Below are 25259 nucleotides of genomic sequence, written 5' to 3'. Positions count from 1 at the left end.
ATTTTATCTACTAATTTCACTTATTCAAAGATAATTTACCTATACCTCTAAACAGTTTTTCACCTTCCTTGCAAATAATATCCAATATTATAGACAAACACATAGAACATAAGAAAATCACAGGTACAATTACAAAATAGCATTTCCATCTGTCTGAAACCTCTGTAACTTTCTCCTACAACAAATTATTAATCAAATTTATCTAATCAAAAAGCCATGTTGCGCACTCACATACATCATACCCTGCATTTTGTATCGTTCCTAAATAATCTGACCGTTTTATAAGCAAGCTCTGTTCAATATCATCAACCCAATTTTCCAAAGGTGCATCAAGGCTTTCATATTTTATTAAATCTGTAATTTGAGCCTGCTTTGTTATTTTATCAGAAATCACACAGGGAAGTCCTGCCGCCTGTGCCTCTATCAAAGTCACCGGAAGCCCCTCAAATAATGATGGAAACAAAAGTACATCCATTGCCTGCATTAAATCATTAACATCACTTCTATTTCCTAAAAACAATACATTTCCTTCGATGCCTTCACGATGAACTAACTGTTTAATTTCATCCATTAGATTTCCGGTTCCAACAAGCAGCAATATACTGTTAGATTTTTTCTCTAAAAATTTTTTATATATTTTTATCAATTGTGTATGATTCTTTTGAAAATGAAATCGCCCCACATGTCCAACTACAATCTTGTTACTGAGTTGCATCTTTTCTCTAATCTGTTCTCTGATTTCCGGTGTAAATCTATATTTAGACGCTTCAATTGCATTAGGAATAATTTTGTAATCTTTTGATTCAACGATCTCCCTGCCAAACATAAACTCACCTGCAAAATCTGAACATGCATAAAATTTATTCGCATACTGAATAATTTTTTTCTTGTTCATTAGATGAGTAGCCATTACAAGGAAACTCCCCATATTCTCAGAGTTATGGCTATGTGCAATTCGAATTGGAACATCATATTTTTGAGCGCTCTTTAAAACTTGAATGTCTGTAAGAGTACAAAAATTCGCCCATATAATATCATATCCACCTGTTTTCACAATTTTATCCATACTTTTTACATATGCTACATAATTTCTAACACGATTGGGTACAATTCTAATATCCACATTACGCAAAAGTTTATCATCAAGATACTCTGGTTTTCTTTCTGTAACAACCAAATCGACAGCATACTCATTTTCATCTAAATGATTTACATAATTCAATATCAGAGCTTCTACGCCAGCATACAAAGAACTCAATCCAAATATCAGTACTTTTTTCACTTTTCCCCTCATCTCTTCCATTTGACTACTTAATTTTACATGTATTCCTCAAATAAATAAGAACCATTCTTTTCTGTATTTCGCATAAACAATAATAAGTTTTTGCCAAAATACCGCTTTTTATTCCAAACATAAACTTTTCGCGCATATCTAATCTTTTTTTATAGTATCGCAAATATTTCTTCTCAATTAAACCGCTTTGAACTAACAGCGTAATTACTTTACGTTCTGATCGTATCGTTTGTTTCTCATCCGATGAAAAATTATTTCCTGTAGCCACATGTGTATATAAAAATTCTGAATTTATAACTATTCTTTTTTTCTCGCCAAGCATCAACATCCATAAATACATATCATCAGCACAATTTTCTGACAATATATTTTTCAACCAAAATACAGGAACCGCATTTTTCCTAATCAGACATTGTCCAGGAGATGCTATAACATTTCCGATTGCTACATATGGTGCTAATGTTGTAGCATCTTTATGCCATCTTATATTTTTAAAAATCGGATGCTTCTTATCTCCTATCTTTCGCACTCCATTCGCAATAATTAAATCTGCATTTTCTTTCATTGCTTTTTCGTATTGACTCTCAAAATAATTTTCAGAAATTTTATCATCCTGATCCAAAAGTAAAATATAATCGCATGAAGCAATATTTATTCCATTTACTCTTGATTGATGAATGCCACTATTTTTTTTATTAACAACGATTTTATAACTTTGCTTTATAGCACTCAATTTACTTTCATCAATAGTACTCCATGGACTATCATTCACTAAAATAACTTCTACCTCTACATTTTTTAAGTCAGATTTAAAATTATTAATATTTTTTTTTAATTGTTCTGCCATCGTTTCCAAATAACTATTTCCACAATAAAATGGAATAACTACTGATATTCCCTGCATATTTTCCTCTCAAACTATTATTTTCGTTTAATTCTTGCTTTCAGCATATCAATTACAACAAATGCAATCTTAGCTTTTAAAATCATCAACACTCCAAAATAACATATAATACATATAACAACTGTTACCAGTATCTTCAAGATCAGACCTAAACCTAATGCCGCAATCCCTAATCCCACTATAAACATGCAGATACCTGCAACCAGATATTTCCATACTTCTTTAAATAATGTCTTATCCTGATAAAACTTCTTCATATAATACATCAGAATAATAAAAACACTAATTTCTGCCAGAACTGTTGCAACTGCTGCTCCTCTGGTTCCAAACGTTATTATAAAAATAGAATTTAATACCACATTCAAAATGGCGCCCACAAATGTTGCAATACATGTATATAATTCTTTTCCAAATGGTATAAAAATCTGGTATGCCAAGAATCCATTCATCACTGCAAAAATAATGTTTGGAGACAATATACGCATAATCGGTGCAGCGCCCTCAAATCCTTTTCCACTAAACAAAAATATACATTCTGAACTTAATAGTGCACCGCCAAAAGCACATGGGATAGAAAGTGATAGAATATAATTAACTGTTGTATTAACAATATTTCTATATTCCTTTTCCATTTTCATCTTAATATAATACGAAAGACGTGGAATTAGTACTGCACATGCAGAAGAAATCAGTGTTCCTAATGTTCGATTTATTTTTATAGCAGCTGAATACAATCCCACATCATAATCACTTTTCAAGAGTCCCAACATCGTTGTATCTATATTTAAGTATATCTGTGATGCAATTCCGATTCCAAAAATGATAAAAATAGGCTTCAAATGTTTCTTTAAATTAAGTTTACTACATTTAAAAAAGCTAACATATTTTCTTCCATAAAAAATATTAAAAATATTTGCTCCTGCATTTGCAAAAACGATTAAGCCAGCGTATATTAGATAATCTTCCGGTGTCTGTACAAATACAAATAAAAGCACAAGTGAAATTATTTGAAACGCAAGAGTCCTAACTGTTATATAAATATAGTCTTCAAAAATGTTGAACAGCCAATTAACACCTATTAAATCAAAAATCATAATTGTGCCATTTAACAAAATTAATTCTTGATAATTTTTAAATACAGGTAACGAAGAACAAATAAAAAGGCATATATATGCAACAACAGTAGAAATAGAATTGATAACAAAAATTTCTGTCACCAGCTGATCTAGTTTTTTCTTGTCATCTCTGACTTTTGCCCCTTCTCTGATCGTATAAGTCGCAATTCCCAAGCTTGCAAACAAAATAAAGTAATTTGAAATAGAATTCGCATAATCAACTTTTCCTATGCCTGTTGCTCCTAATACTCTAGATGCATACGGAAATGTTATTAACGGAAAAATAATACCTAAAATCGTTTTTATCAAATTCACAACTGAATTAAACTTTAAAGATCTAACTTTCATATTTTCCTTTCAATTATTTTCCAGATACTTTTTTATAAACATCCAATATTTTATTTTTGTATTTCTCGCGAGAATTCATTTTTATACTATTCTCACTCGCATATGTTGACATTTGCTCTTTTAAAAACGGATTATTCAAAATATCTATAATTTTATCTGCCAGCTCTTTATTCGACCTTCTTAAAAAACCATTTTTTCCATCTTCAATAATCTCGCAAAGTCCACCCGTAGGTGTACTTACTACCGGCACGCCTAAAGCCATTGCCTCTAATGCACACATTCCAAGTCCTTCCCATCTGGAAGTCATAATCATAACTTGTGAATTTTTTAGTATCTTATAAGGATTTTTTCTAAATCCCCAAAAATCAACATTTTTTTCTAATTGATTATCTTTTACAAAATTTCTCAATTCATTCTCTAATTCACCAGCACCAACCATAGCAACTTTGATATCATCCTTCTGATTTTTTAATATCTTTGTCACCTCTAATACACGCTGCGGATTTTTTGCATATGTAAGTCTTCCGAGAAAAATAAGATCATATTGATATTTCTCAGGATCTATTTTGATACTATTATTTAGCTCCTCAATATTAATTACATTATACAAGACAGAACTTTTTGATGAGCATATTTTTTTATATCTAAATCCATTATAAGCTGCTTCTGATACCCAAAATATATGTTTAGCCCTTCTTGCCGCAATGCAATATGCTAAAGACGTTACAAAAGGACCCACTCCTTTAAATCCAAAATTATTATTATGAATATGTGATACTATAGGAATATTCCGAACACAAAACGTCGCAAATAGGCTTGCAAGCATATCATGTGCATGAATAATATCTGGTTGCTCTATTCTTACAATTCGTTTGAGATCAATGCCATTAAGATATTTTACCGGTACATAACGTATATTTTTTTCTTTTAAAGTCTCTCTTATTGGTCCTTCCGGGCTAACATATAAATGTTCTACTTCGCTATCCCCATCAAATGCTGTAATAATCTGGCAAACAACATTTTCTGCTCCCGAAAACCGGTCACTTGACAACAAATGTAGTACTTTCAACATAATACACACTCCTAGATATAAGCTATTTTATATTTCAAAAATATCTTCTACTTTTGCCGCAACTGCATCCCAAGTGAATTTTTCTTTCAATCGAACATAACATTTTTCAGATGCCTCTATTCGACTTTCTTTATGATCAATAATTGCACGCAAAGCTTCTTCAATAGATTTAGAAGAATTATCCTTCATAATTGTTCCTAACTGGCTGTTTGTAATTAGCTCTTTCGAGCCACCAGCAGTTGTTGTTATTACATAACATTTACAGGCAACCGCCTCCAGTACGGATGTCGGAAATCCCTCCGTCTCAGATGGCAGGCAAAATGTATCCACTGAACTGAGTAAAGAAATAACATCTGAATATGGAATTCTTCCCAACAATGTTATATATGGAGTTTTATGTTTTACCAGTTCTTTCATGTATGGTCCATCTCCAGCAACCACCAAATAAACATTTGAATATTCCTTTCTGATTTCATTTACCGCAGATGTCAGCTCTAATAATCCCTTTCCTCCCACTATTCGTCCTACATATGTTATTATAAAATCATTCTCTGTGAGTCCTAATTTTTTTCTGTAATCAAATTTATTCATTAACTCAATTTCATCCAGATTCATCGCATTATATAATGTTCCCTCTGCCTGAATATTAAAATGCTTGATCCATTCACAGGCATCTTTTGATACTCCAAAATATCGCATTGGATATTTTTTAATTAACATAGTCATCGCATGCTCATAAAACCTGACAAAAATATCCAAATATTTATTGTTAAATGTTAAATGCGATGAACCATGTTCAATTAGAATAGCACTTTTTTTCTCTGCATAAGCAAACTTTGCCGCCCATAACGATAATGAATAAAATCGCGTATTAATTATAAAATAATCAATATTTTCTGTTTTTAGAATATTTTCTAATCCCTTAAATTTACTTCCAGGTTTAATGATTGGCAACCTACCATTTAAAAGCAAAAAAGAAGGAAGATAATATACTTTTATTCCACCTTCTTCTTTTACCTTCCCTGCTCCAGACGTAATTACAATTACTCTGTTTCCATGTTCTGTCAATTTTTTAGCCAAATTATATGAGTAACGTTCTACCCCACCAACATGTGGTGGAAATAACGATGCTACAATCGCATATGTTTTCATTTATTCGTCCATCTCTTCTTCAGATTTATTTTCTTTTGTTTCATTAAAATCCTTTTCATCAATTGCAATTTTCTGCGATAATTCTTTAATCTTATATTCCAGATTGGATATTTCTATTGTATTAAAAAACAGTTTAATAATTACCGCAAACAGAATTACTAAAAAAATAAAATTTGTTGATGAATATATTCCCAATAAACTGGCGAGTGAAATAGATAATTCAGGAAAAACACTAAAAATAAGCAGGCATGCCGAAAAGAGAATCCAAAAAATAGCATAATTAATCTGTACTTTGGATTGACGGATTTTTCGTATTATAAATATAGCTGTAAACAAAGAACAAAGAATCAAAACAACTCTAAACACTAATGAAATCATATCCTGCTCTCCTCTATTTTTTTCTATTTCTAAAATTCTGTAATATGATTATAGAAACAAACATTTTAGTCATATAAACAATTGATCGCGATAAATTGAGATAGCTCTCACCAGCCTCTCGCTCTTTCATTTCAACTTGAACCTCGGCCACTTTAACGCCCTGTTTAATCAAAAAAGAAACTGTATCCGGTTCTGGTTCATAATTAATATTTTCTGCAAACTCTCTAATTAAAGTTTTATTAAATAATCTCATGCCCGATGTAGGATCCGCAATATGCACACCTGTCGTTATTTTTATTGCAGTTGATATAACACGACTTCCCAACATACGCAAAGAACGCGGTTTCGGTTTTTCCACAAATCTGGAACCAATAACCATATCATAGCCTTCTTCTATTTTATCTACCATAGCTGGTATATATTCAGGCAAATGTTGTCCATCTGCATCAAATTGAATTGCATAATCATATCCTTTTTTATATGCATATTTTAAGCCAGTCTGAAATGCTCCTGTTAATCCAAGATTTACCGGAAGATCTATAATTTTATATTTGTTTTTATGGCAAATTTCAGATGTGTGGTCATGTGATCCATCGTTAATTATCACATAGTCATATTGGGAATAGTTTTGTTTCAAATTATTTATCACTTTTTCAATGCTTTCCTCTTCATTATAAGCCGGAATAATAATCAATACTTTCATATTTTCTACCTCATTCAGTCTCATCTCTATTACATTTATATAATTCTGCCCTGCAGCATTCCCTGGTACATAAGTGCAAATCCTAAAAGTGTAGCTGCTGAATAAGTCAATTTAGTAATAGTTTCTTCAGACCAGTTTATTGTTACTTTCCTTCCTGTAAATAACAATGCTCCTAAATATAATAGTGGTAAATAATACCTTGCCTGAACTCCTGCAATATATTCCGCACCTACCGGAGTAAAATCCAAATATAAAGCAAGCCATACCAAAAATATCGTGCCAGCAACAGCAATCAAAACTATAAATTTATTCAACATGCTCATAGAATGTCTGCCACGTACTGTTTCTGATGGTGTTTTGTACAACAATAATATTATACATATTGGGAGCAGTATAGCACTCCACTTATCTGACAATATACCATTATGAGCAAAATTCAAACACATCAAATTTCCAAAGAAAAAATTATCAGCTGTATCATAACCTAAATTTCTAAAATTATCAAATTTAAAAACGCTAACAAGCATTAGCTTCACACTCGCCCACGGATGTTTTATCATGGAAACGATTTGTCTAACAACTCCTGTATCGCCTCCTCGCGAATCTCCGCCAAATGTGATATTACCCGCAGCAGCATTCGATAACGTTGGCAAAACAAATGTTAGCATCACCAACATTAAAATAATAATAATTCCACTCCATAAAATCACTTTCTTTTTAGGTTTCTTTTTTTCAACATATGGAATAACCAGGAACAAAAGAATCATAGGAATATATACTGCTTTTGATGCACAGCCAATTACAAACAGCAAAGCAGTTAAAATATATGTCCATGAACTGTATTCTCTTTCGGGATAAAAAATCATGTTAGCCCATAAAACACATGCTAACGTTAAAAAGCTAAACACCACAGTATCATAAGTATATGACGATGCCAAATACAAAGCTGTGGGTGTTACCGCCAAAAAACTCAGAAACATTTTTTTTGTTTGTGCCATATGAATTGCCCAAAACATAACAAAAATGTATAACAGCAAATTACCCAATTTTCCGACAGCGTACATAGTCGAAAATGACAAGTTCAATATCATCCCCAATCTTATGAATATTGCTTGCGGAATATATGCGAGTTTAGTATAAGATGGAAGAATCGTTTCTTTACTTTCAGCATAAACTGTCTCAATTCCTTTTCCATTCAAATAGGCACGCAATTCAGCAAATTCTTCTTTGGTATTACAGCTTACTATCTGTCCATTTTTCACAAATAGTGCGGCCTCTGTCCATTCCACATGTTTACCAAAAGCCATCGTATACGCATTTCCAAAATGTATTGATTCATCCCAGGAATTTTTAATCGGTTGCCCATATACAACTAACAATAGTCCAAAAATAAAAGCATATATAGCAAAAAAGCATTCAATTTTTTTATACACTTTTTTCTCAAAAAACAGGCAATATATCAACGAAAACAATGCCAAAAAGAAAAGAATCCGATATTTATTAACTTCAAATCTGTTTGAGCAGGACACTGCTGTCAGTTCTGCGTCTTCTACTTTATTCAGGGTAATTTCTATGGAAGTTACTTTCTTGTTCAGGTTTGTATAAAAATCTGAGAACCATGAATTCACTGTGTCAGAATAATACTCTTCGGATTCTTTGTCAAAGGAATTATATTCCTTTGTTTTTATTGTATAAGAATATTCTTTTGGAAAGCTTCCTGATAATTTTAATTCTTTTATATAAAATTTCTGCGATGAGGAATAGCTGATCACATATTTTTCCTTATTCCCCTCTTTTTCTACAGTAATATACTTTGTCAGATCAAGATTATCATACCCACCTCTGATTGCCGGTAAATTACACACAAGCTCTATTACCGCAGTCAAAATAAGGATTACAACCGCTGCTACAATTCGTTTATGTTTCTTTATTGCTCCAATCACTGTTTTTTCTCCTTCAGATCACTGTAAATAAGGTAGCTGAATAACAAACTCATAGATAAAATCATTGCCGCCATCCATATATATGGATGCTGTGGTTCCATCACTTCCAGGGAATAAAAAATATCTGCGACATTATCTGAATTGGCATTTACATAACTCAGCATATGATCTGCATTTCTGCTTCCGTATAAAGCCACTCTTGTTTCCGGTGATATATTTTTTCCCTGCAACAATAATGTATATTTACCAGATTGCTTCTCACTCGTTTTCAAATATAACTCTGTTTCATTGATTGACGCATTGCTCTGCATTGATATCAATTCCCTGATTGTTACAGTATCTTCAGCCACAACCTGATCATCTAATTTCAATGTGCACTTAATTTCTCCCTCTTCATCTGTTCCATCTACACAAAAATACAGACCGATCCCATATATTTGTTTATCATATAAATCAAATCGAATCTCCGCATCACGAGAATCTGTAATCGCACCAAGTTTCGGAATCATATATTTCTTATCATATATACTCGCATCAGTGCTGGAATACAAGGTATCTTTCCGTTCAACCGGTACAAACAGCGCCGCCAGAAAACATAATACAAATATCAGATTTATGCATATCAAAATATTTCTTATTTTTTTCACACTCTATAACCTCGACTTATTTTTACTCATTACATTTTATGATAACAAATCCTCTCTATAAAAACAAGTCATATTTCCATCCCACTCATATTCCCCATTTGACGAACTACGTAGCATATAGTATGATAATATAAGTTTATAAGGAGAATATAAAACATGAAAAATAAATTTTTTAAGTTTCTGGCACTCTCATTGGCCGCAACCCTTTTGCCAGGCACAACTGTCTGCGCAGATGATTCATCTGACTATGTGCACGTAGATGTCTTTGGAAGTGTATATTATGGCACACTGACTACTGCAAAGGATGGCAAAAATTCTGTTTTTACTACTGTTCCGGAAAGCGATAATCAATTTACAATCACAGGGAAATGGGATACCAATACATCTGCATTTACTCAGGACTGTACAATTGCTTATTCCGATGGTTCCTCTCAGTCCATTGAATATAACAAAAAAGGACTGATTCAGGGCGATATCCGAACTGATTTTCCAGATAGCTCTTATCAGACTTTCTCAGCTGCATCCGGAAAACCGTATAAAGCTCTACGCACTTTTTCATCCTCTGATGAATTGACTGCTATTGACTGGTACTACAAATGTACACTTATGAGTACCTGGAAATCAGACGCTGATACCGTGGATTATGATACTCTTATGGAAACGCCTTACGAATATATAGACCTTCCTTTTACTGTAAAAGGAACTGTGGAGGCTATTTATGAAGATTCCAATAATCATACCGATATAAAACTCAAAGATGATGATGGAAATGTTTACCTTTTTTATTATCAGTCAGAAGATGTCAATAATTTTGCATCTGCCAATATACCTTCTCTTTCTGAAGGTGACAGACTGAGCATCACCGGAATCTTCTCCAACATACAAAATCCTGAAGATTCTACCCTGCATCTGTATGAACATATGTCCGGTTCTGATTACAACCTTGATTCGTTAAAAAAAGATATCCAAAACAATGATTTTATTGAAACAATGGATAAACTCAGCCAAAAGGATACCGAAAACGATGAGGCCCTCTCTGCTCTTCTGAAAATGAGCGAAGTTAATGATCCTGATCTTGAAAAGATATTTCCAATTTTCAACTCCGTTACTGCGGATGTAATCGGAAATGACTGTGACCCAATGAATCTCCAGAATACTTATCAGGAGATCTGCGACAATCCCTTCTATTATATAGATACTGATATCTCTTTAGACGGAACTGTTGTTTACGAAAACTTTGATGCGGATAGCTCTAAATTGACGCTCCTCGTTAATGAAAAAGGTACTTCTAATGTTTATGCAGTTACTTACAAAGCAGAGAATTTTAATTCCATTCTCAACAAAGAACTACATATTACAGGGAAACTGAGCAACACCCATCGTGTTCCCTATTATAACGATGAAACAAAGAGCCTTGGTTATGTTATCTACCCGTTGATCTCCGCTACAGAAGTTACAGAATAAAAAAGATCCTCACCATCCACCGTATGATATGCATACCACTCACGGTTTGGTGAGGAATTTTTAATTACTTTATTTTTTATATTTCTCCGCAATCTCCAGCAGTTCTTCTACTCTTCTCTCGAAGGAGTATTCTTTTTTGATCATATCATACTGCTCCAGAGCTTTGGCTTTTACGGCCTCATAATCGTTTTCTACTTTTTTGATGCAGGCATCGAATTCTTCTTTTGTATCATAATAGAGTACCGCATCCGGGAAGATTTCTTTCATTTCATCACAGCCATCGGAAATCACAGGCAAACCACACGCAAGCGCATCAAAAATACGATTGTTGATAATTTGATTATCCAGCATATCCTTCCAGTGATCATTGAGGGTGACTTTTGCCGAACGATACAGTGCTGGAAGTTTGTCATTCGGCATAAATGTACCATCTACCACATCTTTGTGCTCCGGCATCATCTCATACCAGCCGCTTCCCCATACATGAAGTGGAACACCAGCATCTGCTGCCCAGTATACGCAATCTCTCATAACCCCTCTGGTACTGCCAATAAAGATATACTGTCCATTATACTGTTTCTTTGTCTCTCCTTCCGGACAAAAGATTTCTGTATCGGTACACTGCAGGAGCGGCACGACCGGAACACTGATCTTATCTTTCAGTTCTTCTGCCATATGTCTGGATCCGACACATACAACATCGTACAGTTCATATTCTGCTTTTGAAATCATATCCGGATGGCTGATATTCCACATAATATAGAGACATTTCTCATTCCTTCTATCCGGATGATAGAAATATTTTCCTCTCAACACAAGAACCACATCTGCCTCTTCATCACAGCCCCAGTCCTGACGATTATCGATAATTGCATAGATATTCTGACGTTCCAGATATTTCTGCAATGCAACTGCATAATAGTAGTCGCCCCAGAAAAATTTTGCTTCGCCTTCCGTAGCAGGACACTTGATCACCCATACCTTGCGACCGTCTGCTGCACGTTTTATCTCTGCTGGCATCTTTGCCCAGTTTTCTCTCCGTACAAATTCCTGTTCAATATACTCTTTCAGATTTTTCTGCATCTCCTGCATATTTTTCTGCTGGAGTTTGATGAGCTTCTCCTGCTCTTTCAGTTGTTTTTTAATATATTTTTCCTGATCTTTAAATTTTTTATCTATATATGTGCGTCCAGCCGGAACAATTTTACGTAAAAATCTTTTTAATTTCTGTTTGAATCCCATCGTTTCATTTTCCTTTTTCATATTTCCCATAATCTTTTGGCACTGTTCAAATTCCTGTTTGTTATAAAAATAATCTTTACTCTTTCCTTCTACACCGAGTTCTCTGAACCATTCTCCTCTCAGCTTGTCTTTCAGTTTTGTTTTTGTCGGTTCTGACAGGGTGTTGTAATTCCACAGTGAAAAATGCAGTGCATAATTGATATAGTCTCTTTCCAGTTCTTCGTACAGGCCCTCCTCTCTGAGTCTGTCCCGAAGTGCCATCAGAGCACGATAGAAACAATCCCAGGAATACTCTCTTGTTTTTGACAGAGAATCCTTGGCATCGCGTCGCTGATGAGCAAGAACCATCGGTACAACGGATATTTTTTTTGCCAGAACTACTGCACTGAACACAAAAAGCAAATCATTGCTGGTCCGCTGCTCCTGAAATGTCAGATGGTATTTATCCACAAATTCTTTGAGGAAGAGTTTGTCCCATGCCCATCCGACAAACACTTTGAACACATTGCCTGTCATCTGCCTGTGATTAAATGGATGATACGGTGGAATCTCATTCTCATGGATCACCCAGTCTGCTGAAACAAACTGTTTCTTCTCTGTATGATACTGGTCTGATTTGTATGCTACAAAATCTGCCTGATCTTTTTCTGCCAGATCATATGCCTTTTCCAGCATTCTCGGCTCAAAAAAATCATCTGAATCCAGGAAGGACAGATACTTGCCTGTCGCATGACGCATACCATTATTTCGGGCCGCCCCGGCTCCGGCATTCTTCTGCTCTATGATCTGGATACGGTTGTCCTCTGCTGCATACTCTCTCAATATATCAAGCGAACCATCTGTTGAACCATCGTCCACACAGATGATCTCAATATCTTTCAATGTCTGTCCAACTACACTGTCCATACACTGTTTCAGATATGGTTCGACATTATATACGGGTATGATTACTGATACTTTTACCATTATCGATTGGTCTCCCACTATACTCATTTAATTGCTTTCCTGCCTGTCCATTATATCGTTTCTGTAATATTTCGTCCATAGCTTTTTCTATTTCAGCTCTCCCCTCTATCATTTACTACATTTTTCTTGAAAAGCTGTATGTGAAATAATATACTATAACTTAACAACTTATGAATGAGGATCTATCATGAAAAATAGTCAAAAACTTTTGAAAGCAATTTCTGCTTTTACTCTTACATCTGTACTTTTAATACTTGTATACTATATTGGAGCAATTTATCCTTTTGGTGATCATGCTTTATTTAAATGGGATATGGAACTGCAATATATTGATTTCTTTCATTGGTGGCATCGCGTACTTCATGGACAGGCAAGCATGAGCTATTCCCTTTCCAAATCACTGGGGGACAATGCAATCGGCCTGACAGCTTATTACCTTTCCAGTCCATTTAACCTGCTTTTGTACTTCACAGACAATATACCTCTTTTTGTCTCTATTGCCACCGTCTTAAAACTGGCATCTGCCAGTCTGACTGTTTCTGTATTTTTATCGTATCGTTTTTGCGATATGAAATATATATGGAATCTGCTGTTATCTGTTTCCTATGGATTAATGGGATACAATTTATGTCAGGCAAGCAACATCATGTGGCTGGATGGTGTCATATGGCTGCCGATTCTGATGCTGGGCATATGGAAGCTTCTGTCCGAACGCAGAACTCTCCTGCTTTATTATTTATTGCATCACTGCTGTTTCCAGTGTACTGACTACTATGTTCTTCTTTCTTCCCGTCATCAAAAATCTGCTTCAGGGAAAAGGAATTGACACTTCCGGAGGCTGGTTTATTGGATTTCATGCAGGACTGAAGGATATTTTCAAAGGGTGCTTTTTCCTGACTGTACCATATACCGGTCAGGGGCTGACACTATTTTGTGGTTCGCTCACACTGATCGCACTAATCGGTTTCTTTATCAGTCGTAAGCAAAATTTAAAGGCCAAATTGTGGACGCTCGGCTATTTGTTATTTTTTATTTTGTGTGCCACATTTGTACCACTGGAAAATATCTGGAATGGTTTCCGCACTGTTTCTTCCTATTACTGTCGTTTCTCATTCGTGATAAGCTTTTTTATCCTTTATATTGCGGCTGTATTTCTTTCATCTTTTGTCCTGAAGAAGTATTATTTAAATAACATTGTAGCTGTTTTATGCATGATCTTTACTTGTTCAGAACTTTTTTACGGAGCTTATCAGACTTTCGTAAACGGATATTATGTGAGTGCTACAGCCTATAATCGGTATGCCACTACCCAGGAGCAGGCTGTCCAGGATCTCCATACGCTTGACGATTCGCTCTTTTATCGGACCGAACAGACATCCAGCTGGCGGACCAATGCTGATCATTTCCAAGGAAATTTTAACGAAGGACTGGCATACGGTTATATGCCGTTATCTTCTTACAGTTCTACATACAATAGTAATATCATGGCCTTTTATAACAAATGTGGCTACAGTGTATACCGTCTCCTGATCACCTGGTGTGAACCTATCTTATCCTCCGATTCGCTCCTGGGAATCAAGTATATTCTTGGTGACTTCACGCAAAGCGGATATGAAAAAGTGAATGACACAGGTTACAATAATAAAAACATTTACAAAAATCCCTATGCATTAGAACTAGGCTACAAAACCTCTGACGATATATCATCGGAGATTCACGCAGACAATATATTCGAATATCAGAATGCACTGCTTTCCCGGATTGTGGGACATCTTGTTCAATGCTATAAGACATGTACGGCAGAAAAAACGAAAAATAATGATGGCTACAGTTGGACCGTTACTTCTCCTGAACAGGATTCCGTATTATATGGATACTGCAATTATACCTCAGGAAATGACCTGAAGCTTTATATTGACGGAAATCTCCGCACCAAGTATTCCATCTGGTCAGCCTATAAAACTTTTCAGGTTGGTGACGGAAACACTCCTGCGCATATTGTTCAGCTAAAAGGAACTCTTCAACGCTCTCGGGAAATCGATGGGGTTTTCTATTATCTCGATATGCAGGAATTTCGTGATGTAATGAGGGAAATCTCTCAAAATCAGGTTACTACCTTTGACCTCCAGGATAAATATATCAAGTGTGAATATACTGCCCAGAGCGATGAACTACTTCTTCTCACCATCCCGTATGATGATGGATGGACTGCTTATGTAAATGGAGAAAAAGTCGAAGCATATAAACTGCAGGATATTTTTACAGGCATCCGTGTTACATCTGGTATCAATACAATTGAAATGAAATATACACTTCCGGGATTCAAAATTGGTGTGATTTTCTCCTGTCTGGGTGTTATAGTTTATTCTCTGACCTGCTTTTTCCTTTTCAAAAAGCAACGTCACTTTTAATATCATAAAAAAGGAGACTTTTTAATGACTAAATCTCGAAAAATATGGCTGGACGTTGTCCGTGCCACTGCAATTTTATGCGTCGTGCTTTGTCACTCTGTAGAAGCATTTTACCATCCTGTACTCCTTGGCCAGCTCCAGGTATCTTTTCCTCTCTGGAATATTGAAAACCTGCTTTTTACAATTGGACGAATAGGCGTTCCGTTGTTTCTGGCTACTACTGGTGCGCTTATGCTGCCCCGGGATTATCCTGATGTTTCTGCCTTTTATAAGAAATCACTGTTCCCACTATTCCTTACTACGGAAATATGGATTTTTTTCAATTACATTTTTTGCTGTGTGATTGAACACCAAACATTCAATATCTCCAGATTGCTTCTGGAAATGCTGTTTCTGAAATCCTCCTCCCTTTCACACATGTGGTATATGCCCGTGATCTTAGGATGCTACATTGCACTCCCTTTTCTTTCCCGGTTATTGCAGACATCCACAAACCTCCGGCAGTATTCACTGCTGTATGTTCTTGGAATCATCATCTTTTTTATAATTCCAACAGCAAATGTTTTTTTCAAAGAGGCAATCACTGTTATTCCCGTATTTCGTTCACAGCTTGATACTGGTTTGTGGGGCAGCTACTACAGTTTTTATATTATTACAGGATATCTGATCAGCAAACACCAGATGCTTGACCGCTTCAAAAGTCAGTCACTGCTGTTTGGAATCATTCTCGCCTTTGTTTTAAATTCAACCGGACAGTACTATTTATACAGCCATCATTATTATCAATCCGCATTTCTGTACTGGTATTCAGATTTTGCAATATTTCTGATCGGCATCTTCACCTTTGAACTGCTGAGACGAAGATATCACAACAAAGCAATCATTAAATTTGCACCAGTCATTGAATATATTTCCCGCTGCAGTTTCGGTATCTATATTATACATAAACCCATTTTAGTAGTTCTCCAGAAATACTTCAACCATTTTACGACCGCATCTGTACATATCCAGATGCCAGCATTATTTTTTGCCAGTCTGTTCGGCAGCCTGATTCTGCTCTATCCATTTAAATCTGTCTGGAAAAAAGCCGGTGTTCTTCTTTTTCATATCAAGTAAATACAAAAACAGAAAACGAGGAGGTCATCTGTCAGATATGCACCTCCCCACAAAATTTCATCATTCTTTTCTTTTCTGCTCTTTGCCATATAACAAAGAGCAGAATTGCCAATAACGAAATTATCGCACCTTCTCTGAACCCGGGTGATATATATTTCATTGTAATTTTATTTTCACCCTTATTCATTGTCAGTACAGTAAAAGTTCTGTCTGCATCTGCAGTTACTGTCTTTCCATTACATTCTATTCTCCATCCCTTATCATATGGTATCGTGAGCATCAGTTTCTCATTATCTTCTGTTGCAGTATACGTTCCTGTAACGCTTCCTTCTGTATAATCTTCAATCTGAAACATTTCCGTCTTTAGTTTTTCAATAGCAGCACGAAATTCCCTCATATCGAGATAATAAAAGACACCTTCCAGTTCGTCTTTATTCGGTATATTTCCTTTTAATGTTACTGTTGCAATATCTGACTGTTCCGGATCATCAATTTGAAATGTTTTATAAGAAGTTACTCTGGAATAAGTCGTTCGCGCTTTTCCGTTTATAAAGATAACTGTCTGCGCTGCATTTTTTATCACATGATCTATATACCCATATAAAATATGTTCCTGTTCAGGTACTTTTATCTGAAATTCATCGCCATCTTCCAGAACTGTTTTCTGTGAATCTACTTTTTTGAAACATTGAATATTTTCACCCAATAATGTAGACAACAACATGTTCTGATATTCAAATGCATTTTCAGCCTCTATATTTTCGATATCTGCATCCTGTACACGATACCCAAGATTCAGCGCATATGGATTCAGATACACGCTTTTATCATTTATAACACCTGCATCTATATCTTTTTTACAACCTTCTATGTCATGATCACTTATAATATATTTGATACCCCATAATGAATCTGTTAACAAAAGTGGTTCGTTATACTGCATAAATTTATAATAATCATGATAACCACATTTATGATACAGTTCTGTCAGTGCACTGTTGATCGTTGAAGTATATGTTGCAAATGAATGATATCCAAATTGCAAACCTTCATTAAATACGCCCAGATAATTTGCACCTTTATCTTCACCTGCTACAGAAGCCTGTTCTGTTCTGTAAAAGTCATCGTCTGAACCTTCCAAGCTATTAAATCGTTCTTGCTGCTGTTCATCATACTCACTGTATTTATGTCCCTCAACCGGAGCAAAAGATTTCACAATGCTGTAACCATTAAACAGCAATTCCACACTTATCCAGACACATACAACTGATTTAAACCATTTTTTGTGAATGAATTTTGCACCTTTTTCAAGATAAGCTGCCGTCAGATAAATGATAAAAAAAACGATAATAAAAGAAAATCTACAATAATACGAATTTGCTTTTCTGAATCCATTCCAGACATTTTCCAATGGAATAAACGTTGCCGACACAACCAGAAAAATCATCAATACCGCAGACAGTACTTTTTCTTTCAGATTTCTTTTTGATAAAAAATAAGCTACAACACAAAAAAGAACGAATGTCCCACAAAAGAGCATTATTCCCTGTGATTCTGTTCCAAAGGATTTCTGCATCCATACTCCCGGAAGAAGACCCTTTATCAAAGTCTTTATTCCTATATGAAATCCTGGCGTATAATCTGTTGTACTTTCAATTCCCTTTCCCTGAAGTAAATTCATTGCTGTCGGTAAAAACAGAACCATAGATCCCATCACCGCAAGCAGCATTGTTACCCCATATTGAACAATCGATACAACATATTTTTTCTTCTCTCCTGCACAGAATAATTCGAAAAAAAAGTATAACACTGAAAACAGGCAACACATATATGCCATATACCAGTTACAAATAATCATCACCAAAACTGCTGCAAATAAATATTTTTTTTTCTTTTGTGTTACAAATCGATATACCCCAATACATATAAGAGGCAGCATAATCAGTGCATCCAGCCACATGAGATTACATTTCTGTGAAATTCCATATGACATCATGCCGTAACAGGTTGCCAGAACAATCGTCCATACATTATCAACAGCCGGGAATCTGTTTCTAATGAAAAAGGCACTCGCAGATGCTGCAAGTGCCAGTTTTAATATAGTAAGAACAAGCACAAATATCTGAATGTCATCAAAAAACAAAATCAGGAGATTCAGCGGACTGGCCAGATAATACGCATACAATCCAATCATGTTGCTTCCCATACCCGCATTAAACGAATAGAAAAGATCACCTCGGCCAGTCAATACCTGCTTAAACCAGGAAAAGAACTGAATGTACTGCCATCTCAGGTCCCAAATCAGCAAACTTTTCTCTCCAAACGGATATATACCTGCCTTATAAAAGATAACCAGCAACATTGCTGCTGTAATCAAAAAAGGAATACTATATACCCACACTTTTTTCCTGGTATTACTCAACATCTAAAAATCTCCATTCTGTTTTATTTACCACTCACTTGCTCTTATCCAATCCTCATATGATGCCAGATGTATATGTTCATCAACCACATGACTCTGAGATTTATAAATTTTCAGCAATTCTACTTTTTTGTCAACACTGCTCTGTGGAACTTTTCTCAGTGAAGCTTCCACACCCGGAAGTCTTCTTGCACTGTAATATCTTTCGAAATAATATAAGTTATTTCCCCAGCAATTTTTATAATAACTCTCAGTCATTAATCTACTTGTCATCTTGTGATGGATATGTCCATATTCACCATCCGGATTATGTGTTGCAACCATTCCCCAGTGCTTATATTTCATAAGGAGATCCAGATCTTTCGCAATCTGTGGTTTTGAAGTTGCCCAGTCAGATCTCTTTCCTCCCACCAGATCCGGATATTTCAAAATCAATCCAACATTTCCTGACTCTTTTATCACCTCATAAAACTCATTCTTCCGCACTTCATTATAACCGTTTGTCAGACATACAACAAACCAGCCGCCTTCTGTCAGATGTGCGCCACCCCACAGAGTCTCATCGTCCGGATGTGCAACCACCATAAGTTTCGTACAGTTGGACAGAGGAAGTTCATCCAGCATTTCTTTGGTGACCTGGCCTTCTGTTGTCTCAGAATCATATTTTGTCGCATTCTTTTCCAGCTGACCTTTGTTGTTAAAGTACTGTCCGTTATACCAGCAGTTCTTCTTCATACGCCCGCTGGCATCCACATAGTAAGTCTGTCCACTGGTCTGTATATATTTATTTGTGACCATTTTGCCATCTGCGCCAAAATAATACTTATTGCTGCCAACAGTTGCCCATCCTGTCACAAACCGGCCTTTATTCAAATAGTACGTGTTATTTTTCCATTTATGAATGCCGCTTTTTCTGGAAAGCACTCCGTTATTTTCAAACCAGTACCATTTGCCTTTTATTTTTACCAGTCCGGTTGCCAGGCTTCCGTTTTTATTGATATAAACCTGTGTTTTTCCATATTTGTAAAGGCCTTTTTTCTTTACAAGTCTGCCATCTTTGCCAAAGATATAAAGTTTGTTATTGACTGCTTTCTTTCCTGTATAGGCACGTGCAGTCTTCCTGTCAAAATAATATCTGTCCTTCTTGTACTTCACCCAGCCGGTTTTGCGGACACCCTTCTTATCGAAGTAGTAATAATACTTCTTTATCTTTTTTACTTCATTCTTTACATAGGTATTGTTTACTTTATACTTATAAGTCGTTCCCTTGCGAACCCAGCCGGTCTTTCCGGCAGCCTGTACAGACAGTGCTGACATCGCAAACAATACACAAATGATCAATGTTACAAATAGACTTTTTTTCATTTTACTTTTCATTTTATTCACGCTTTCAAATTTCATTTGCATTCATATGCTGGCAAAGCAACTGCCAGCATTATGGTAAAAAAGTTACTATAAAATTCCACATTTATAGCATACTTTGTTTAATCTGTAATTGCAATCACTTTCCTTGAGTTTTTTACATAATCTATTGCTTTTTGGGGACAATTTCATATTTGACAGACCATCCTTCCTGTGATAGGCTTCCAGTAAAATATATCTTACATGATTGTGGAGTTATATAATGGAACGTATTCTGAATTATACTATTTCTGCTGCCGATGAAGGCATGATCGTTCTGGATTTTCTGCGTAAACAGGGATTTTCCAGACATATACTCACAGCAATGAAAGCTGACAGAGAAGCACTTTCTCTAAATGGACAGAAAGCCGGCGGACGGACAGTTCTTTCCTGCGGTGATCATTTTCGAGTCCGTCTTCTCGAAACCGTTCCCGCCGACGGCATCCTCCCAACGCCTCTGAACATTCCCGTACTCTATGAAGACGAAGATATTCTGGTAGTAAACAAACCCGCCGATATGCCGGTTCATCCTTCCCTTGGCAATTATACCAACACACTTGCCAACGGAGTTGCCGCTTATCTGGAAACAAAAGGAGAATCTTGTCCTTTTCGTTGTATCAACCGGCTTGACCGTGATACCTCCGGTGCACTGATCCTGGCAAAAAATGCACTCAGTGCCGCGATTCTTTCTGTTCAGATGCGAAATCGTCAGATAAGCCGTACCTATCTGGCCGTTGTTGAAGGAATTCCCCGCCAGAGCGGAACGATTTCTGCACCAATCAGCCGCGCAGCTGATTCTGTAATCGAACGTCGTATTGATTTTGAGAATGGGGAATCGGCCATCACACATTATCAGCTGCTGGAAGTAAAAAATAATCATTCACTTCTTGAAATCCATCTCGAAACCGGACGTACACATCAGATTCGTGTACACATGGGTTATATTGGACATCCACTCCCCGCTGATTATCTGTATAATCCTGTATACGATACTTTCAAACGCCAGCCTCTGCATTCTCTGCAGTTGAAATTTTGCCATCCGATCACAGGAACTCCCATGTGCCTTATGGCACCTGTTCCCGAAGATATGAGCAATGCTTTTTAGCAAAAAGCAGCTGTTTTCCCTGGAAACCACAAGGTTTCTTTCAGAAAAACAGCTGCTTTATTATGCTTTATTTTTTTCGTAAACAATCTGCAGACCTTTCAGGAGAAGATCTCCATCCAGAATCATCTTTCGTTTACAGTGCGGAATGATTTTTCTGGACATGCCTCCGGTTGCGATCACGGTAACCTTCTGTCCGAGTTCTTCCTCGATTCTGTCAATGATACCGTCCACTGCTGCCGCATTGCCATAAAGAATTCCACTCTTCATACAGTCTACTGTATTCTTGCCGATGATCTTCTTTGGTTCTTCAATACTGATTCCACTCAGCTGAGAAGCTCTTGTTGTCAGCGCATCCAGTGAAATCTGCACACCTGGCATGATCATACCGCCAATATAATGTTTCTTATCATCCACTACAGAAATTGTAGTTGCTGTTCCCATATCAATGATGACCAGCGGAACCGGATACTGTGCCAGTGCCGCAACTGCATCTGCAACACGATCCGCTCCCATTTCTCCCGGATTGTCCAACATGATATTCAGTCCGGTCTTCACTCCTGGTCCAAGAATCATTGCATCCTTTTTGAGAATTTTCTGTACAGCCAGTCTGGCTGCTGATGTAATCTGAGGAACAACAGAAGAGATAATTGCCCCTTCAATATCCGCACGGTTGATATGATGGATATCAAGAATTGTTTTGATATCAATCGCATATTCCAGTTCTGTTTTCGTCCGTATCGTGGATATACGTTCTGTAAAATATATTTTTTCTTTATCAATACAGCCAACAACTATGTTGGTATTTCCAATATCAATGGCTAAAATCATATTTCTCATTCCTGTCTGTAGGATTTTTATGCTGCAGTATCTGTTTTTACAATCTGGACTGCCGGAATCAGGTGTGCTTTGGAAAGCGCGGTTCCTACAGCTGCAGTGATGATTGTAGAAGAAACCATCTCACTGATTGCATTAACGCCAACCATAAGACAGCATCCAACAATAATATTGTGACCTCCCATCAGATTCCTGATCAGCTCTGTATTTCCAAACATCACAATCAGCGCAGTCATAAAGAACAGTGTATTCAAAAATGCAGAAAAGAATCCGGTAACAGCACAGGATACATACGTATTTGCCTTTTTGTGAACAGCTCTGTAAATGAATCCAATACAGATACCATCAAGAATACGCGGTCCAAAACACTGTACCGCCGTCATAAACGGATTGATCTGAAACAGAGCAGATCCAAGGGCACTTACACCGCCGATTCCTATTGCCTGCATAAAACTGGTCAGTCCAAAAACGGCTCCTGCGATTGCGCCGCCTGTCGGTCCAAGTACAATGGCGCAGACTGCAACTGGAATTACGTTAAAAGTTACTGCCAGTGGTCCGATATTCAGATATCCCAGTGGTGTATAAGCCATCAGAAAAAGGATTCCTGCCATAAGGCCCAGAATGGTCAGCTGTGATGTGGTAAATTTCTTTGTTTTCATGTTTTCCTCCTTGTTATCGTTCCCTTACACGGGATACAATACGGTGCGGAATTGCGGGCATATGAAGTTTTTATTTACCCGCTTCCTGGTGAACGGGTTACTGTTCCTCCCTTTCTTTCTGAATAGAGAGAATTTTATCCAGGATGACATTGGCTGCATCCTCCTTGCTCATAAGCTGGAGTGATACGTCTTCATCCTGTGTAATCAGAGTCAGAACATTGGTATCCCCCTGGAATCCGGCACCTGCCACCTTCAGATTATTGGCAGCAACCATATCCAGATGTTTTTTTCCAAGTTTTGCTCTGGAATTACCAAGCATATTCTGGGTTTCCATTGAAAATCCACACAGAAACTGTCCCGGCAGACGATGTTCTCCCAGATATCCCAGGATATCGTCTGTCTTTTCCAGTTTTATACTCATCTGTTCCTCATGCTTCTTTACCTTGTCCTCATAGACATTGGCCGGACGATAGTCAGCGACTGCTGCTGCTTTAATGATAATGTCCTGCTCAAAGCTTACAGAAGTAACTGCATCAAACATTTCCTTTGCCGTCACTACCGGAACAAGCTTTACAAACGGTGGCGGTTCGATTGCACATGGTCCGCTGACCAGTGTTACATCCGCCCCACGGAGCATAGCTGCTTTTGCCAGTGCATATCCCATCTTTCCGGAAGAATGATTCGTAATATAGCGTACAGGATCGATTGCCTCCTGTGTCGGTCCGGCAGTCACAAGGACTTTACGGCCAAGGAGATCTTTTTCTTTTGCAATTTCTCTCAGGATATAGTCCAGAAGCATCTCCGGTTCCGGCATCTTTCCGGCTCCTGTATCGCCACATGCCAGATAACCACTGGCCGGCTCGATCACTTCATAACCATAATGCTGCAAAATAGCGAGATTATCCTGAACGATCGGGTTTTCGTACATATTTGTATTCATAGCAGGTGAAACGATCTTTTTACATTTACACGCCATGATCGTAGTCGTCAGCATATCATCTGCAATTCCATGCGCCAGTTTGCCGATCACATTTGCGCTTGCCGGTGCGATCATCACCACATCCGCCTGCTTTGCGATGGAAACATGTTCTACACTGAACTGAAAATTTCTGTCAAAGGTATCTACCAGACATTTATTTCCGGTAAGAGTTTCAAAAGTAATTGGATTGATAAAATTCGTAGCATTCTGCGTCATCAGTACATGTACCTGCGCGTGAAGCTTCTTCAGTGCGCTTGCAAGATACGCAATCTTATATGCCGCAATACTTCCGGTCACTCCCAGAAGAACTGTTTTGCCTTTTAACATATCGTACTCCTCCTCTGGCAGACAATGCTGTGCCTGCATCTGTTTTATTATAACAGTCTCTTCTGTAATTGCAACGTATTTTTCCAGTGTTTGACTTTTTGTACAGCATTTTGTTGAACCCTATGAAAATCTGTACTATAGTAATCTGTAATAAAAAGAATTTTTTATTTTCCACAAAAAGGCCATAAAAGGATAGGAGGTCAATATGAAAGCAGTTCAAATCACAGGATGGTGTGCACGTTTTATCAGAGAACAGGTCCAGCCCGGAGATATCTGTATAGATGCAACCATGGGAAATGGGAATGATACGCTTCTTCTCAGTTCTCTCTGTGGAAAAGACGGACATGTTTTTGCTTTTGATATTCAGGAAGAGGCACTTATCAATACACGTAAAAGGCTCATGGAAGCAGATGCACCCCAGAATTATACCCTTCTTCTGGAATCGCACACCAATATAGAGCACTATGTCGATCCGGGTACTGTCAGCTGCATTACCTTTAATCTTGGATATCTGCCGGGTGGGGACCACACCAAAGCAACCCACGCCGATACCAGCATTGCCGCACTTTCCAAAAGCCTGGACCTTCTGCAAAAAGGCGGGCTGATCTCACTCTGCATCTACAGTGGTGGTGATTCCGGTTTTGAGGAACGTAATGCTGTCCTTGCCTGGTTAAAAGAACTGAATCCACATAAATATCTGGTCATCCGCAGTGACTATTATAACCGTCCGAACAACCCGCCAATTCCGGTTCTGATCATTCGTCAGTAAAACAGGTC

20 protein-coding genes and 1 pseudogene are annotated in these 25259 nt (G+C 36.9%); 6 read left to right on the top strand and 15 right to left on the bottom strand.

The features are described 5' to 3' along the window. Window positions 1-202: 202 nt before the first annotated feature. From NQ503_RS07110 to NQ503_RS07070, 9 genes are read right to left on the bottom strand one after another with little or no spacing between them, the layout of a single operon-like run. Window positions 203-1282, bottom strand: coding sequence for a glycosyltransferase family 1 protein (locus NQ503_RS07110; protein ID WP_167531102.1), 1080 nt, complete (start codon window positions 1280-1282; stop codon window positions 203-205). Window positions 1283-1307: 25 nt separating this feature from the next. Then, window positions 1308-2198 carry a glycosyltransferase family 2 protein gene (locus tag NQ503_RS07105; RefSeq protein ID WP_005422514.1) on the bottom strand — a complete coding sequence of 297 codons (891 nt, stop codon included), beginning with the start codon at window positions 2196-2198 and terminating at the stop codon, window positions 1308-1310. Window positions 2199-2215: 17 nt separating this feature from the next. Next, window positions 2216-3661: a flippase gene (locus NQ503_RS07100; RefSeq protein ID WP_005422513.1), complete on the bottom strand. Its 1446-nt coding sequence runs from the start codon at window positions 3659-3661 to the stop codon at window positions 2216-2218. A 13-nt stretch (window positions 3662-3674) separates the two neighbouring features. Continuing rightward, window positions 3675-4733, bottom strand: coding sequence for a glycosyltransferase (locus tag NQ503_RS07095; protein WP_005422511.1), 1059 nt, complete (start codon window positions 4731-4733; stop codon window positions 3675-3677). Between the two features lie 27 nt (window positions 4734-4760). Then, entirely contained in the window at window positions 4761-5885 is a 1125-nt protein-coding gene (locus tag NQ503_RS07090; protein ID WP_005422509.1) for a glycosyltransferase family 4 protein, read from the bottom strand. After that, window positions 5886-6263 (bottom strand): DUF2304 domain-containing protein, encoded by a 378-nt coding sequence (locus NQ503_RS07085; RefSeq protein ID WP_005422505.1) that lies wholly within the window; start codon window positions 6261-6263, stop codon window positions 5886-5888. A 13-nt stretch (window positions 6264-6276) separates the two neighbouring features. Then, on the bottom strand, window positions 6277-6966 hold the full coding sequence (locus tag NQ503_RS07080; RefSeq protein ID WP_144369601.1) for a glycosyltransferase family 2 protein: 690 nt from the start codon (window positions 6964-6966) through the stop codon (window positions 6277-6279). Between the two features lie 35 nt (window positions 6967-7001). Continuing rightward, window positions 7002-8909 (bottom strand): DUF2142 domain-containing protein, encoded by a 1908-nt coding sequence (locus NQ503_RS07075; protein WP_044924887.1) that lies wholly within the window; start codon window positions 8907-8909, stop codon window positions 7002-7004. Continuing rightward, complete coding sequence (locus NQ503_RS07070; protein ID WP_044924886.1) at window positions 8906-9556, bottom strand: hypothetical protein; 651 nt, start codon at window positions 9554-9556, stop codon at window positions 8906-8908. Before NQ503_RS07070 ends, NQ503_RS07075 begins: the two co-directional genes overlap by 4 nt. Window positions 9557-9712: 156 nt before the next feature. On the opposite strand from NQ503_RS07070, the gene NQ503_RS07065 reads away from it, so the two are divergent. Beyond that, window positions 9713-11020: an OB-fold nucleic acid binding domain-containing protein gene (locus NQ503_RS07065; RefSeq protein WP_005422497.1), complete on the top strand. Its 1308-nt coding sequence runs from the start codon at window positions 9713-9715 to the stop codon at window positions 11018-11020. A 69-nt stretch (window positions 11021-11089) separates the two neighbouring features. Here NQ503_RS07065 and NQ503_RS07060 read toward each other — a convergent pair whose 3' ends face one another. Continuing rightward, the gene (locus tag NQ503_RS07060) at window positions 11090-13228 is read right to left on the bottom strand and encodes a glycosyltransferase (protein ID WP_244092403.1); all 2139 of its coding nucleotides are present in this window, start codon (window positions 13226-13228) and stop codon (window positions 11090-11092) included. 187 nt (window positions 13229-13415) lie between these two features. Between NQ503_RS07060 and NQ503_RS07055 the strand changes: the two are divergent. The 3 genes and pseudogenes from NQ503_RS07055 to NQ503_RS07045 form a co-directional block, all read left to right on the top strand. Then, window positions 13416-14331: pseudogene (locus tag NQ503_RS07055) on the top strand (YfhO family protein); the annotation flags it as partial. 12 nt (window positions 14332-14343) lie between these two features. Continuing rightward, window positions 14344-15639, top strand: a complete 1296-nt coding sequence (locus NQ503_RS07050; RefSeq protein WP_422666784.1) for a YfhO family protein — start codon at window positions 14344-14346, stop codon at window positions 15637-15639. 24 nt (window positions 15640-15663) lie between these two features. Continuing rightward, a complete protein-coding gene (locus tag NQ503_RS07045) occupies window positions 15664-16755 on the top strand; it encodes an acyltransferase (RefSeq protein WP_005422489.1) in 1092 nt (363 codons plus the stop codon). Window positions 16756-16786: 31 nt separating this feature from the next. On the opposite strand, the gene NQ503_RS07040 is transcribed toward NQ503_RS07045, so the two are convergent. Then, window positions 16787-19180, bottom strand: coding sequence for a YfhO family protein (locus NQ503_RS07040; protein WP_173904164.1), 2394 nt, complete (start codon window positions 19178-19180; stop codon window positions 16787-16789). Between the two features lie 24 nt (window positions 19181-19204). After that, window positions 19205-20542 carry a PIG-L family deacetylase gene (locus tag NQ503_RS07035; RefSeq protein WP_167531101.1) on the bottom strand — a complete coding sequence of 446 codons (1338 nt, stop codon included), beginning with the start codon at window positions 20540-20542 and terminating at the stop codon, window positions 19205-19207. Between the two features lie 259 nt (window positions 20543-20801). Here NQ503_RS07035 and NQ503_RS07030 point away from each other — a divergent pair, with 259 nt between their 5' ends. Next, a complete protein-coding gene (locus NQ503_RS07030) occupies window positions 20802-21683 on the top strand; it encodes an RluA family pseudouridine synthase (RefSeq protein ID WP_005422479.1) in 882 nt (293 codons plus the stop codon). 60 nt (window positions 21684-21743) lie between these two features. Here the strand turns inward: NQ503_RS07030 and NQ503_RS07025 are convergent, their stop codons facing one another. From NQ503_RS07025 to coaBC, 3 genes are all read right to left on the bottom strand, one after another. Further along, window positions 21744-22511 (bottom strand): type III pantothenate kinase, encoded by a 768-nt coding sequence (locus NQ503_RS07025; protein ID WP_022388463.1) that lies wholly within the window; start codon window positions 22509-22511, stop codon window positions 21744-21746. Window positions 22512-22537: 26 nt separating this feature from the next. Then, on the bottom strand, window positions 22538-23176 hold the full coding sequence (locus NQ503_RS07020; RefSeq protein ID WP_022388464.1) for an ECF transporter S component: 639 nt from the start codon (window positions 23174-23176) through the stop codon (window positions 22538-22540). A 97-nt stretch (window positions 23177-23273) separates the two neighbouring features. After that, window positions 23274-24482 carry a bifunctional phosphopantothenoylcysteine decarboxylase/phosphopantothenate--cysteine ligase CoaBC gene (gene coaBC / locus NQ503_RS07015; protein ID WP_022388465.1) on the bottom strand — a complete coding sequence of 403 codons (1209 nt, stop codon included), beginning with the start codon at window positions 24480-24482 and terminating at the stop codon, window positions 23274-23276. A 205-nt stretch (window positions 24483-24687) separates the two neighbouring features. Here coaBC and mnmM point away from each other — a divergent pair, with 205 nt between their 5' ends. Continuing rightward, window positions 24688-25251 carry a tRNA 5-(aminomethyl)-2-thiouridylate-methyltransferase MnmM gene (mnmM, locus tag NQ503_RS07010; protein WP_005422465.1) on the top strand — a complete coding sequence of 188 codons (564 nt, stop codon included), beginning with the start codon at window positions 24688-24690 and terminating at the stop codon, window positions 25249-25251. Window positions 25252-25259 lie beyond the last annotated feature (8 nt).

The sequence above is a fragment of the Blautia obeum ATCC 29174 genome, assembly GCF_025147765.1.
Taxonomy (GTDB): Bacteria; Bacillota; Clostridia; order Lachnospirales; family Lachnospiraceae; genus Blautia_A; species Blautia_A obeum.
Note: the sequence above shows the minus strand (reverse complement) of the source record. Positions and strands in the feature narration are given on the sequence as shown.

What these genes read in the sequence shown, in the direction of transcription:
- NQ503_RS07105 (WP_005422514.1), bottom strand. Translation starts at nt 2,198, where the DNA reads ATGCAGGGAATATCAGTAGTTATTCCATTTTATTGTGGAAATAGTTAT.
- NQ503_RS07100 (WP_005422513.1), bottom strand. Translation starts at nt 3,661, where the DNA reads ATGAAAGTTAGATCTTTAAAGTTTAATTCAGTTGTGAATTTGATAAAA.
- NQ503_RS07095 (WP_005422511.1), bottom strand. Translation starts at nt 4,733, where the DNA reads ATGTTGAAAGTACTACATTTGTTGTCAAGTGACCGGTTTTCGGGAGCA.
- NQ503_RS07090 (WP_005422509.1), bottom strand. Translation starts at nt 5,885, where the DNA reads ATGAAAACATATGCGATTGTAGCATCGTTATTTCCACCACATGTTGGT.
- NQ503_RS07085 (WP_005422505.1), bottom strand. Translation starts at nt 6,263, where the DNA reads ATGATTTCATTAGTGTTTAGAGTTGTTTTGATTCTTTGTTCTTTGTTT.
- NQ503_RS07080 (WP_144369601.1), bottom strand. Translation starts at nt 6,966, where the DNA reads ATGAAAGTATTGATTATTATTCCGGCTTATAATGAAGAGGAAAGCATT.
- NQ503_RS07065 (WP_005422497.1), top strand. Translation starts at nt 9,713, where the DNA reads ATGAAAAATAAATTTTTTAAGTTTCTGGCACTCTCATTGGCCGCAACC.
- NQ503_RS07060 (WP_244092403.1), bottom strand. Translation starts at nt 13,228, where the DNA reads ATGGTAAAAGTATCAGTAATCATACCCGTATATAATGTCGAACCATAT.
- NQ503_RS07045 (WP_005422489.1), top strand. Translation starts at nt 15,664, where the DNA reads ATGACTAAATCTCGAAAAATATGGCTGGACGTTGTCCGTGCCACTGCA.
- NQ503_RS07040 (WP_173904164.1), bottom strand. Translation starts at nt 19,180, where the DNA reads ATGTTGAGTAATACCAGGAAAAAAGTGTGGGTATATAGTATTCCTTTT.
- NQ503_RS07035 (WP_167531101.1), bottom strand. Translation starts at nt 20,542, where the DNA reads ATGAAAAAAAGTCTATTTGTAACATTGATCATTTGTGTATTGTTTGCG.
- NQ503_RS07030 (WP_005422479.1), top strand. Translation starts at nt 20,802, where the DNA reads ATGGAACGTATTCTGAATTATACTATTTCTGCTGCCGATGAAGGCATG.
- NQ503_RS07025 (WP_022388463.1), bottom strand. Translation starts at nt 22,511, where the DNA reads ATGATTTTAGCCATTGATATTGGAAATACCAACATAGTTGTTGGCTGT.
- NQ503_RS07020 (WP_022388464.1), bottom strand. Translation starts at nt 23,176, where the DNA reads ATGAAAACAAAGAAATTTACCACATCACAGCTGACCATTCTGGGCCTT.
- coaBC (WP_022388465.1), bottom strand. Translation starts at nt 24,482, where the DNA reads ATGTTAAAAGGCAAAACAGTTCTTCTGGGAGTGACCGGAAGTATTGCG.
- mnmM (WP_005422465.1), top strand. Translation starts at nt 24,688, where the DNA reads ATGAAAGCAGTTCAAATCACAGGATGGTGTGCACGTTTTATCAGAGAA.